Raw genomic sequence first — 12249 nt, forward strand, 5'->3', positions numbered from 1 at the left:
ACATGACTCCCCACGACGACACGGCAGGCCAGCAGCGCGAGCCGTACGACCTGATCGGCGTCGGCATCGGCCCGTTCAACCTCTCGCTGGCCGCGCTCGCCGACCGGGCCGAGACCGTCGGCGCGCTGTTCCTCGACGGCAAGCCCGAGTTCCGCTGGCACCCCGGCATGCTCGTCGACGGCGCCCGGATGCAGGTCCCGTTCCTGGCCGACCTGGTCACCCTGGTCGACCCCACCAACCCCTGGTCCTTCCTCAACTACCTGCGCGAGAAGCAGCGGCTGTTCCCGTTCTACTTCAGCGAGCGCTTCCAACTGCCCCGCCGCGAGTACGACGACTACTGCCGGTGGGCCGCCCACCGGCTCCCCAACTGCCGCTTCGACAGCCCCGTCACCGCCGTCCACTGGGACGCCGAGGAGCGGCTCTACCTGGTGCGCGCCGCCGGCCGGGCGCACCGCGCCCGCAACCTGGTGCTCGGCACCGGCACCGAACCCGCCCGCCCCGAGGCCTTCGCCCCGCTGCGCCGCCACCCCGCCGTCCTGCACTCCGCCGACTACCTGGCCGGGCGCGGCGGGCTCGCCGCCGCCCGGGACATCACCGTGGTCGGATCCGGCCAGTCCGGCGCCGAGGTCTTCCTCGACCTGCTGCGCCACCGGGCCGGCGACGGCACCCGGCTGCGCTGGCTCACCCGCACCCGGGCGATCGCCCCGATGGAGTACTCCAAGCTCGGCCTGGAGCAGTTCACCCCCGACTACACCCGCTACTTCCACGGCCTGCCCGCCGACGTCCGGGACGCCCTCGTCCCCGCCCAGTGGCAGCTGCACAAGGCCGCCAGTGCCGAGACCATCGCCGAGATCCACGACCACCTGTACGAGCGCACCATCGGCCGCCCGATCGACGCCGAACCCGTCGAGATCCTCCCCGGCACCGCCGTCAGCGAGGCCGCCCAGGGCCCCGGCGGCGGCCTCGAACTGCACTGCCGGCACGGCGAATCCGGCCGCCGCCACCTGGTGCGCACCGACGCCGTGGTGCTCGCCACCGGCTACCGGGCGGTGCGCCCCGCCGCGCTCGACCCGATCGCCGACCTGATCGACTGGGACGAGCGGGGCCGCTACCGGGTCGACCTCGACCACCGGGTCGCCACCCGGCCGGAGCTCACCGGCGGTCTGTACGTCCAGAACGCCGAGCTGCACACCCACGGTGTCGGCACCCCGGACCTCGGGCTCGGCGCGCACCGCGCCGCCGTGATCCTCAACGCCGTCGCGGGGAAGACGCTCCACCCGCTGCCCGACCGCACCGCCTGGACCACCTTCGAGCCCCCGGCGCCGCCCGTGCCGGCGCTGATCCCGCTGCCCCAGGAAGGAACCGAGCGTGCCGCAGCCAGCCGCTGACCCGGCCCTCCACCTGCCGCCCCAGCTCACCGCCGAGCACTGGCGGGCCGCCGGGCGCGACATGCTCGCCAAACTGCTCGGCGAGTTCGCCTACGAGGAGCTGCTGCACCCGCTGGCCGAGGGCGGCGGCCGCCACCTGCTGCGGCTCCCCGGCGCCGACTACCGCTTCACCGCCCGCCGCGGCGCGTACGGGAGCTGGCGGGTCGACCCGGCGTCGATCGAGGGCGGCGACGACCCGTTGCGCTTCCTCCAGCGGGCCAGGCACGTGCTCGGGCTGAGCGGCGACACCACCGGCCACCTGGTGCGCGAACTCACCGCCACCCTGATCGCCGACGCCCACCTGCGGGCCACCGCGCTGACCGCCGCCGAACTCGCCGACCTCGACCACGTCGCCCTGGAGGGCCGGCAGACCGGCCACCCGTGGATCGTCGCCAACAAGGGCCGGATCGGCTTCTCCGCCACCGACGCGGCCGGCTGGACCCCGGAGGCCCGGCGGCCCCGCACCCTGCCCTGGCTCGCGGTGCACCGCAGCCTGGCCGAGTTCCGCGGCGACCCGACGATCTACGACACCGAGCTCGACCCCGCCTTCCGCGCCCAACTCGGCGAGCGCGCCGACGAGTTCCTGCTGCTGCCGGTGCACCCCTGGCAGTGGGACGAGACCGTGGTCGGCCTGTTCGCGCCGTGGATCGCCGACGGCCGGATCGTCCCGCTGCCCAGCGACGGCGACCTGCGGCTGCCCCAGCAGTCCATCCGCTCCTTCTTCAACCTCAGCCGCCCCGACCGCTGCACCGTCAAACTGCCGCTGGCCATCCTCAACACCCTGGTCTGGCGCGGCCTGCCCAGCGAACGCGCCCTCGCCGCGCCCGCCGTCACCGCCTGGATCCACCACCTGCGCGACGGCGACCCGTACCTGCGCGACGAGTGCCGGGTGGTGCTGCTCGGCGAGATCGCCTCCGTCACCGTCGAGCACCCGCTGTACCGGGACCTGCCCGACGCGCCCTACCAGTACCGGGAACTGCTCGGCGCGATCTGGCGCGAACCGCTCGGCCGCCACCTGGAGCCCGGCGAGCGGGCCCGCACGCTGGCCGCGCTGCTGCAGACCGGCTCCGACGGGCGGGCGCTGACCGCCGAACTCGTCACCCGCTCCGGCCTGGAGCCCCGGGAGTGGGTGCGCCGGCTGTTCACCGCGATGCTGCCGCCGCTGCTGCACTTCCTGTACCGCTACGGCCTGGTGTTCTCCCCGCACGGCGAGAACGCCATCGTGGTCTTCGACCAGGACGACGTCCCCGTCCGGCTCGCGGTCAAGGACTTCGTCGACGACGTCAACCTCAGCGACCAGCCGCTGGCCGAGCTCGCCGACCTGCCCGCCGACATCGCCGGGGTGCTCAACCGAGAGGGCCCGGACTACCTCTGCCAGTTCCTGCACTCCGGCCTGTTCATCGGCGTCTACCGCTACCTCGCCCCGCTGCTGGAGGACCAACTCGCTCTGGCCGAGCAGGAGTTCTGGGAACTGCTGCGGGCCGAGATCCTGCGCTGCCAGCGCCGCTTCCCCGAATTCGCGGACCGCCACCAGCTGTTCGACCTGTTCGCGCCCCGGATCGACCGGCTCTGCCTGAACCGCAACCGGCTCCTGCTGGACGGCTACCGGGACCGGCCCGACCGCCCGCACGCCGCCGTCCACGGCCAGGTCGACAACCCGCTGCACGCCGCCGTGCGCCTGCCCGCCCAGCCGTCCCGGGCTGTCAGTCCCGCCCCGTAGGCTGGGGGGCGTCATGACGAACGACACCGCACCCCTGCCCGGCGGCCCGGAGACGGCCGAGCCCCCCGCGCCGGTCCCCGCCTCCCGCGTCCCCGAACTGCTGCACGCCGCCGTCGCCGCCGTCGGCGGCGTGGAGCGGCCCGGGCAGGTCCGGATGGCCGAAGCCGTCTGCGCCGCCGTCGACGAGGGCGAGCACCTGCTCGTCCAGGCCGGCACCGGCACCGGAAAGTCCCTCGCCTACCTGGTGCCCGCCCTCGCCCACGGCGACCGGGTGGTGGTCGCCACCGCGACGCTGGCCCTGCAGCGCCAGCTCGTCGAGCGCGACCTGCCGCGCACCGTCGAGGCCCTGCACCCGGTGCTGCGCCGCCGCCCGCTGTTCGCCATGCTCAAGGGCCGCTCCAACTACCTGTGCCTGCACCGCGCCAACGAGGGCACCCCGAGCGACGAGGGCGAGGGCCTGTTCGACCCGGTCGACGCGCTCGGCGGCCCCACCGGCAAGCTCGGACAGGACGTGCTGCGGCTGCGCGAGTGGGCCGAGGAGACCGAGACGGGCGACCGCGACGACCTCACCCCCGGCGTCTCCGACAAGGCCTGGGCCCAGCTCGCCGTCACCTCCAAGGAGTGCCTGGGCGCCTCCCGCTGCGCCTACGGCGAGGAGTGCTTCGCCGAGCGGGCCCGCGAGCGCGCCAAACTGGCCGACGTCGTGGTCACCAACCACGCCATGCTCGCGATCGACGCGATCGAGGGCGCCCCCGTGCTGCCCGAGCACGGCCTGCTGATCATCGACGAGGCGCACGAGCTGGTGAACCGGGTCACCGGCGCGGCCACCGCCGAGCTCACCGTCGGCGCCGTCAACCGGGCCGTCAAGCGGGCCGCCAAGCTCGCCAACGAGAAGGCGGTGGACGCGCTCCAGGCCGCCGCCGAGAACTTCCACGGCCTGATGGAGACCGCCCAGCCCGGCCAGGTCGACGAGCTCCCCGAGTACCTCGGCTACGCGGTGGCCGCCGTCCGGGACGCCTGCCGCCAGGTCATCACCTCCCTCGGCGAGACCCGCGACAAGGGCCTCACCGACGAGGACGCCGTCCGCAAGCAGGCGATGGCCTCCGCCGAGACGCTGCACGAGACCGCGGACCGGCTGCTCACCGGCTCCGAGTACGACGTGATCTGGATCGAGCGCTCCGACCGCTACGGCCTGGGCACCGCCTCGCTGCGGGTCGCCCCGCTGTCCGTCTCCGGCCTGCTGCGGGAGAACCTCTACCGGGACCGCTCGGTCGTCCTGACCTCCGCCACGCTCAAGCTCGGCGGCGACTTCAACGGCGTCGCCGCCTCGCTCGGCCTGCCCGGCGAGACCAGGCTCCCCGACACCCGCACCCCCGACGGCCCCGCCGCCGAGCAGGGGGAGGACGCCCCGCCGTACTGGCGCGGCCTCGACGTCGGCTCCCCGTTCACCTACCCCAAGCAGGGCATCCTCTACGTCGCCAGGCACCTGCCGCCGCCCGGCCGGGAGCCCGACCGGCCCGAGATGCTGGACGAGCTCGCCGAGCTGATCGGCGCCGCCGGCGGTCGCACGCTGGGCCTGTTCTCCTCGATGCGGGCCGCCCAGACCGCCGCCGAGAAGCTGCGCGAACGCCTCGACGTGCCGATCCTGCTCCAGGGCGAGGACACCCTCGGCGAGCTCATCAAGGCCTTCGCGGGGGACGCCGAGACCTGCCTGTTCGGCACCCTCTCGCTCTGGCAGGGCGTCGACGTGCCCGGCTCCGCCTGCCAGCTGGTCGTGATGGACCGGATCCCCTTCCCGCGTCCCGACGACCCGCTGATGAGCGCCCGGCAGAAGGACGTCGAGGCCCGCGGCGGCAACGGCTTCATGGCCGTCGCGGCGACGCACGCCGCGCTGCTGATGGCGCAGGGCGCCGGCCGGCTGGTCCGCGCCGCCGACGACAAGGGCATCGTCGCCGTCCTCGACCCGAGGCTGGCCACCGCCCGCTACGGCGGCTTCTTCCGCTCCTCGATGCCGGACTTCTGGTACACCACCGACCGCAACCAGGTCCGCCGCTCGCTCGCCGCGATCGACGCCTCGGCCCCGCCGGTCAAGCCGCGCTGACGGCCCGGGCCCGGGCCCGCGCACGCGGACCCGGGCCGCCCGGCCCAGGCCACCGGCCCCAGGCCCACCGGCCCCAGGCTCAGCCGGTGGCGCCGGCCAGGCGGCGCATGATCCCCATCAGCTCCTCGGGCGGGGCGATGCTCGCCGTCCGGCTCGCCGGGTCGAAGTGCGTGATCGAGGTCAGGGTGCCCGCGCGCCACCAGAACACCCGGGGCGACAGGCTCCCGGGGCCGTCCTCGTAGGCGCCCTGCCCGAACATCGCCAGCGAGTTGACCGCCTCCGCCACGTGCCCGTCCGCGAGCGGGTAGAACACCAGGTTGTGCCGGTTCGGGACGACCAGCAGCACGCCCTCGTCCGGCAGTTCGGGCCCGCCCGCGGCCCGGACCGCCTCCTCGAACACCAGCAGCTTGCTGGCCGCGAACACCGACTCCGGGTGGCCCAGCATGTGCAGCACCGCGCCGCCCGGCCGGTCGACGGTGTGGTGGTCCACCGGCTCGGCGAGCAGGTTGGCCCGGCCCGCGGCCGAGAGCTCCCCCCACCCGAGGCCCGCCACGTCCCGGTCGTCGAGCACCCGGACGCTCTCCGGGCCGTCCAGCACGAGACCCACCAGCAGGTCGGCGGCCAGCCGCCGCAGGTAGCCGAACTGCCGCCGCGCCTGCTCCGGGATCGACTCCTCGGCGACCAGCCGCAGGTACACGCTGCTCAGCTGGTCCGGGGCGAGACGGGTGGACAGGTCGCTCATGCGCGGTTCCTCGGGGTGTGCGGGCCGCGGCGGGCAGCCGGGCGCGTCCGGTGGGCGGCGGCTCGGCCCGTCGAGCCGACCGTGCACCGATCACACCACGCGACTCCGCGCCCCCGCACGGTTTTCCGGCCCTGGGACGGCAACGGCGAAGTCCGGCCGAGGACGGGACCCCCGTCGTCGACCGGACTCCGCCGGCACGGCTCAGAGGCGCCGCAGCACCGCCACCACCTTGCCGAGGATCGTCGCGTTGTCGCCCGGGATCGGCTCGTACGCCGCGTTGTGCGGCATCAGCCAGATCTTCCCGTCCTCGCGCTTGAGCCGCTTCACCGTCGCCTCGCCGTCGATCATCGCGGCCACGATGTCGCCGTTCTCGGCGACCGGCTGCTTGCGGACGGTCACCCAGTCGCCGTCGCAGATCGCGGCCTCGATCATCGAGTCGCCCTTGACGGTGAGCGCGAACAGCTCGCCCTCGCCGACCAGCTGGCGGGGCAGCGGGAAGACGTCCTCCACGGTCTGCTCGGCCAGGATCGGGCCGCCGGCCGCGATCCGCCCGACCAGCGGGACGTAGGAGGTGGACGGCCGGCCGGAGGTCTCCGCCGCGGCCGGGCGGGCCACCTCGACGCCGCGGACCTCGTAGGCGCGCGGCCGGTGCGGGTCGCGGCGCAGGAAGCCCTTGCGTTCGAGCGCCATCAGCTGGTGCGCCACCGAGGAGGTGGAGGAGAGGCCGACCGCCTGGCCGATCTCGCGCATGGACGGCGGGTAGCCGCGGCGCTGGACGGAGTCCCGGATGACTTCGATGACGCGGCGCTGGCGCTCGGTCAGGCCGGCCTCGTCGGTGCGGATGCCGGGCGGCCGGCCGGGGAGGGAGCGGACGACGGGGGCGGGCGCGCCGAGCGCGGTTTCCTCGATCGGCTGACTACGGCTCATGGGCTGGTCCATGCTCTCCTGGTCAGTGGTGCGCGCGGAACGCTCCTGCACCGGGATGGCGGTCTTGGCTTCGGCGGTGTGCATGACGCCGGTGGCGCTGGGGGTGGACATCGCGGCGACCCTCTCGTCGGGCTGGTGCTCCATCTGCCCAGCTCAACTGGCCCCTCTATCGAAAGGTTGCGCCAAACACACGTTCGAGTGAATTTATTCGAGGTCGGCTGACTTGATCAAGACTCCGGGTGTAAGTCGATTGCTTGTTCGACTCGAACAGTCTATGGCGTGGCTCCGCGACCTGTCCCCGAAACCGTGCGTTCACTCGGCGTGGCGACATGCCAGCCACTAGATCTAGTGGCTAGTCTCCTCGATCGGCACAGGTGTTGTGTTCGGGTAGAGTGTTGCGAGTTGTTCGCCGTCAGGTCGCAGGGAGGGAGTTCCAGGTGCACTGCCCCTTCTGCCGGCATCCGGACAGCAGAGTCGTGGACAGTCGGGCCAGCGACGACGGGAGCTCGATCCGCCGCCGCCGGCAGTGCCCCGACTGCGGTCGGCGGTTCACCACCGTCGAGACCGCCACCCTGATGGTGATCAAGCGCAGCGGCGTCACCGAGCCCTTCTCCCGCGAGAAGGTGATCTCCGGCGTCCGCAAGGCCTGCCAGGGCCGCCCGGTCACCGAGGACGCGCTGGCCCAGCTCGGCCAGCGGGTCGAGGAGTGCGTCCGGGCCAGCGGCAGCGCCGAACTCTCGACGCACGACGTCGGATTGGCCATACTCGGCCCCCTGAAGGAACTGGACGTGGTGGCGTACCTGCGGTTCGCCTCCGTCTACCGCGCGTTCGACAACCTCGAGGACTTCGAGGCCGCGATCGCGGAGCTGCGTTCGGAGCGGCCCGCGGTCCCCGAGCCGGTGCAGCCGGTGCCCGTGCCCTAGCGCCCGTACCGGCCCCCGTTTCCGCGTTTTCCAGCAGTCATCAGCAGTCACCGGCAGTGCCCGTGCGCCGTGGTGGGGTTCCCCCCTGCCCGCGTGCGGACGGAACGAACCAGTCGTGCCCGGACTTTTTCGGGCACTTCGGGCGTTTGCCCAGGAGGAGGAGCAGGAGCAGTGACAGACACCACGAGCGGGTCCGCACGAGGGTCGAAGTCGGACAAGGCCGGCAAGGGGGCCAAGGGCCCCAAGGCCGGGCTTCGGCTGGAGCGCATCTACACCACCCCCGGGGTCCACCCGTACGACGCGGTCACCTGGGAGCGCCGTGACGTGGTGATGACCAACTGGCGCGACGGGTCGATCAACTTCGAGCAGCGCGGCGTCGAGTTCCCCGACTTCTGGTCGGTCAACGCGGTCAACATCGTCACCAGCAAGTACTTCCGCGGCGCGGTCGGCACCCCGCAGCGCGAGTGGAGCCTCAAGCAGATCATCGACCGGGTGGTGCTCACCTACCGCGCCGCCGGTGAGAAGCACGGCTACTTCGCCTCCCCGGACGACGCCGAGGTGTTCGAGCACGAGCTGACCCACGCCCTCCTCCACCAGGTGTTCAGCTTCAACTCGCCGGTCTGGTTCAACGTCGGCACCCAGCAGCCGCAGCAGGTCTCGGCCTGCTTCATCCTGTCCGTCGACGACTCCATGGAGTCGATCCTCGACTGGTACAAGGAAGAGGGCATGATCTTCAAGGGCGGTTCCGGCGCGGGCCTGAACCTGTCCCGGATCCGCTCCTCCAAGGAACTGCTCTCCTCCGGCGGCAACGCCTCCGGCCCGGTCTCCTTCATGCGCGGCGCCGACGCCTCGGCCGGCACCATCAAGTCCGGCGGCGCGACCCGCCGGGCCGCCAAGATGGTCGTGCTGGACGTCGACCACCCCGACGTCGAGGCCTTCATCGAGACCAAGGTGAAGGAGGAGGAGAAGATCCGCGCCCTGCGCGACGCCGGGTTCGACATGGACCTGGGCGGCGACGACATCACCTCCGTCCAGTACCAGAACGCCAACAACTCGGTCCGCGTGAACGACGAGTTCATGACCGCGGTGGAGAACGGCACCACCTTCGGCCTGCGCGGCCGGATGACCGGCGAGGTCATCGAGACCGTCGACGCCAAGGGCCTGTTCCGGAAGATGGCCGAGGCCGCCTGGGCCTGCGCCGACCCGGGCATCCAGTACGACTCGGTGATCAACCACTGGCACACCTGCCCCGAGTCCGGCCGGATCAACGCCTCCAACCCGTGCTCCGAGTACATGCACCTGGACAACTCCAGCTGCAACCTGGCCTCGCTGAACCTGATGAAGTTCCTCCGGGACGACGACAGCTTCGACGCCGACACCTTCGCCAAGGTCGTCGAGCTGGTCATCACCGCGATGGACATCTCCATCTGCTTCGCCGACTTCCCGACCGAGAAGATCGGCGAGACCACCCGCGCCTACCGCCAGCTCGGCATCGGCTACGCCAACCTCGGCGCCCTGCTGATGGCCACCGGCCACGCCTACGACTCCGAGGGCGGCCGCGCCCTGGCCGGTGCGATCACCTCGCTGATGACCGGCACCGCCTACCGCCGCTCCGCCGAACTCGCCGCCGTGGTCGGCCCGTACGACGGCTACGCCCGCAACGCCGCCCCGCACCGGCGGGTCATGAAGCAGCACGCGGACGCCTCGGCCGCCGTCGCCCCGCTGGACGACCTGGACGCCCCGGTCTGGTCGGCCGCGAACGAGGCCTGGGCCGACGTGGTCCGCCTCGGCGAGCAGAACGGCTTCCGCAACGCACAGGCCTCGGTGCTCGCCCCGACCGGCACCATCGGCCTGATGATGGACTGCGACACCACCGGCGTCGAACCCGACCTCGCCCTGGTCAAGTTCAAGAAGCTGGTCGGCGGCGGCTCGATGCAGATCGTCAACGGCACCGTCCCGCGCGCCCTCAAGCGCCTGGGCTACCAGGGCGAGCAGATCGAGGCAGTCGTCGCGCACATCGCCGAGCACGGGAACGTCATCGACGCGCCCGGCCTGAAGGCCGCCCACTACGAGGTGTTCGACTGCGCGATGGGCGAGCGGTCGATCTCCCCGATGGGCCACGTCCGGATGATGGCCGCGATCCAGCCGTGGATCTCCGGCGCCATCTCCAAGACCGTCAACATGCCGGAGGACGCCACCGTCGAGGACGTCGAGGAGATCTACTTCCAGGCGTGGAAGCTCGGCGTCAAGGCACTGGCGATCTACCGCGACAACTGCAAGGTCGGCCAGCCGCTCTCCGCCAAGACCAAGACCCCGGCGGCGGCCACCGCCACCGCCCCGGCGGCCCCGGCCGTCGAGAAGGTCGTCGAGTACCGGCCGACCCGCAAGCGCCTGCCCAAGGGCCGCCCCGGCATCACCACCTCCTTCACGGTCGGCGGTGCCGAGGGCTACATGACCGCCAACTCCTACCCGGACGACGGCCTCGGCGAGGTCTTCCTGAAGATGTCCAAGCAGGGCTCGACCCTCGCGGGCATGATGGACGCCTTCTCCATCGCCGTCTCGGTCGGCCTGCAGTACGGCGTCCCGCTGGAGACGTACGTCGCCAAGTTCACCAACATGCGCTTCGAGCCGGCCGGTCTGACCGACGACCCGGACGTGCGGATGGCGCAGTCCATCGTGGACTACATCTTCCGCCGCCTCGCCCTCGACTTCCTGCCCTTCGAGACCCGCTCCGCGCTGGGCATCCACTCCGTCGAGGAGCGCACCCGGCACCTGGAGACCGGCTCCTACGAGCCGACCGAGGACGACGTCGACATCGAGTCGCTGGCCCAGTCCGCCCCGCTCGCCCCGGAGAAGCCGCACGTCGCCCTCCCGCTGGTCGAGCAGCCCAAGGCCGCCCCGGCCGCCCACAACTCGACCGAACTCGCCGAGATCCGGCTCGGCCTGAACGCAGACGCCCCGCTCTGCTTCTCCTGCGGCACCAAGATGCGCCGCGCGGGCAGCTGCTACCTCTGCGAGGGCTGCGGCTCCACCAGCGGCTGCAGCTGACGCACCGCCGCCGCACGCCGACGCCCGGGGCGCCCACCGCACTGCGGTGGGCGCCCCGCGCCGTGCGCGGCACCGTGCCCGGACGGACGCGACCTGCCGGCCACCGCCCTCCCCGGCGCGCGCCGACCCAGACCCGCGCACCCGGGCGGGGGCCCGCGGCGGTGGCGGGGCCGGCCGGGCCGCCCCGGGGGGAGCCGGCCGCGGACCGCGAGGACCGAGCCGCCGTTCCCCCGGGTGCGTGGGCCGGGCTGCCGGAGCCGGTGGCGGCGGGCAGGCTGGGGGCACTGGCGGAGCTGAGGGGTGAGCGCGATGCGGCCGATACTGGTGACGGGCGGTACGGGGACCCTGGGACGCGTGGTGGTGCGCCGGCTGCTGTCGCGCGGCTGCCCGGTGCGGGTGCTGAGCCGGCAGGCGCACACGCCGGGGGAGCACGGCTGGGCGGTGGGCGACCTGGTGACCGGCCGCGGGGTGGAGGCGGCGCTGTCCGGCGCCGGGACGGTGGTGCACTGCGCGACCACCAAGGGCGGGCGGGACGTCGCGGCCACCCGCCGCCTGGTGGAGGCGGCCCGGACCGCCGGGGCCCCGCACCTGCTGTACGTGTCGATCGTCGGGGTGGACCGGGTGCCGTTCGGCTACTACCGGGCGAAGGCGGAGTGCGAGCTGCTGGTGGCGGAGTCCGGCCTGGGGTGGACGGTGCTGCGGGCCACCCAGTTCCACGACCTGGTGGCGCGGGTGCTGGAGGGCCTGTCGAAGGCGCCGGTGCTGCTGGTGCCGCGCGGGGTGTCGTTCCAGCCGGTGGACGTGCGGGACGTCGCGGAGCGGGTGGTGGAGCTGGTCGAGGCGGGTCCGGCCGGGCGGACGGACGACTTCGGCGGGCCGCAGGTGCGTCCGGTGGAGGCGCTGGCGGCGGACTTCCTGCGGGCCCGGGGGCGGCGGCGCCCGGTGCTGCGGGCGCCGCTGCCGGGCGGGGCGGGGCGGGCGCTGCGGGCGGGCGGCAACCTGGTGCCGGCGCACCCGGCGGGCCGGACCACCTTCGCGCAGTTCCTGGCGGAGCGGTACCCGGCCTGACCGTCCGCCCTGCGTGTCAACCGGGGTTGACGCCACCCGCGTCGTCAACCTATGTTGACACCATGAGCGAGACGACACGGCTCGCGGCCGACGCGAGCGACGACGACCCGGCCACCGGCCTGCGCGCCGTCCGGGCCCTGCGCGACCTGGCCGACCGGCTGGAGGACCTCCAGGTCGGCAACGCCCGCCGCAGGGGCTGGTCCTGGCACGAGATCGCGGTCTGCCTGGGGGTCACCCGGCAGGCCGTGCACAAGAAGCACGCCCGACGGGCGACCGCACAGGGAGGGGACTGA

General features: G+C 73.2%; 9 protein-coding genes. 7 read left to right on the plus strand and 2 right to left on the minus strand.

Annotated elements, in window-relative coordinates; genetic code table 11:
* Window positions 1–2: 2 nt before the first annotated feature.
* The 3 genes from OO48_RS05930 to OO48_RS05940 are packed head-to-tail and all read left to right on the plus strand — an operon-like array spanning window position 3 to window position 5248.
* Complete coding sequence (locus tag OO48_RS05930; protein ID WP_051731780.1) at window positions 3–1388, plus strand: lysine N(6)-hydroxylase/L-ornithine N(5)-oxygenase family protein; 1386 nt, start codon at window positions 3–5, stop codon at window positions 1386–1388.
* Window positions 1369–3147: an IucA/IucC family protein gene (locus OO48_RS05935; RefSeq protein WP_033213288.1), complete on the plus strand. Its 1779-nt coding sequence runs from the start codon at window positions 1369–1371 to the stop codon at window positions 3145–3147. The genes OO48_RS05930 and OO48_RS05935 overlap by 20 nt, the downstream gene beginning before the upstream one ends.
* Before the next feature lie 13 nt (window positions 3148–3160).
* Window positions 3161–5248, plus strand: a complete 2088-nt coding sequence (locus tag OO48_RS05940; RefSeq protein WP_245194525.1) for an ATP-dependent DNA helicase — start codon at window positions 3161–3163, stop codon at window positions 5246–5248.
* A gap of 79 nt (window positions 5249–5327) precedes the next feature.
* Here the strand turns inward: OO48_RS05940 and OO48_RS05945 are convergent, their stop codons facing one another.
* Window positions 5328–5990 carry a DUF1444 domain-containing protein gene (locus OO48_RS05945; RefSeq protein WP_051731781.1) on the minus strand — a complete coding sequence of 221 codons (663 nt, stop codon included), beginning with the start codon at window positions 5988–5990 and terminating at the stop codon, window positions 5328–5330.
* 201 nt (window positions 5991–6191) lie between these two features.
* Window positions 6192–6917, minus strand: a complete 726-nt coding sequence (gene lexA, locus OO48_RS05950) for a transcriptional repressor LexA (protein WP_217712183.1) — start codon at window positions 6915–6917, stop codon at window positions 6192–6194.
* Between the two features lie 437 nt (window positions 6918–7354).
* Here lexA and nrdR point away from each other — a divergent pair, with 437 nt between their 5' ends.
* The 4 genes from nrdR (at window position 7355) to OO48_RS05970 (ending at window position 12249) form a co-directional block, all read left to right on the plus strand.
* Window positions 7355–7840, plus strand: coding sequence for a transcriptional regulator NrdR (gene nrdR / locus OO48_RS05955; RefSeq protein WP_051731782.1), 486 nt, complete (start codon window positions 7355–7357; stop codon window positions 7838–7840).
* Window positions 7841–8011: 171 nt separating this feature from the next.
* The gene (locus OO48_RS05960) at window positions 8012–10888 is read left to right on the plus strand and encodes a vitamin B12-dependent ribonucleotide reductase (RefSeq protein WP_033213289.1); all 2877 of its coding nucleotides are present in this window, start codon (window positions 8012–8014) and stop codon (window positions 10886–10888) included.
* Window positions 10889–11197: 309 nt separating this feature from the next.
* On the plus strand, window positions 11198–11956 hold the full coding sequence (locus OO48_RS05965) for an SDR family oxidoreductase (RefSeq protein ID WP_033213340.1): 759 nt from the start codon (window positions 11198–11200) through the stop codon (window positions 11954–11956).
* A 62-nt stretch (window positions 11957–12018) separates the two neighbouring features.
* A complete protein-coding gene (locus OO48_RS05970; protein WP_033213290.1) occupies window positions 12019–12249 on the plus strand; it encodes a hypothetical protein in 231 nt (76 codons plus the stop codon).

This window comes from Kitasatospora phosalacinea (genome assembly GCF_000716545.1).
GTDB lineage: Bacteria > Actinomycetota > Actinomycetes > Streptomycetales > Streptomycetaceae > Kitasatospora > Kitasatospora phosalacinea.

Coding starts and splice junctions, on each gene's coding strand:
- OO48_RS05930 (WP_051731780.1), top strand. CDS start 3: ATGACTCCCCACGACGACACGGCAGGCCAGCAGCGCGAGCCGTACGAC.
- OO48_RS05940 (WP_245194525.1), top strand. CDS start 3,161: ATGACGAACGACACCGCACCCCTGCCCGGCGGCCCGGAGACGGCCGAG.
- OO48_RS05945 (WP_051731781.1), bottom strand. CDS start 5,990: ATGAGCGACCTGTCCACCCGTCTCGCCCCGGACCAGCTGAGCAGCGTG.
- lexA (WP_217712183.1), bottom strand. CDS start 6,917: ATGAGCCGTAGTCAGCCGATCGAGGAAACCGCGCTCGGCGCGCCCGCC.
- OO48_RS05965 (WP_033213340.1), top strand. CDS start 11,198: ATGCGGCCGATACTGGTGACGGGCGGTACGGGGACCCTGGGACGCGTG.
- OO48_RS05970 (WP_033213290.1), top strand. CDS start 12,019: ATGAGCGAGACGACACGGCTCGCGGCCGACGCGAGCGACGACGACCCG.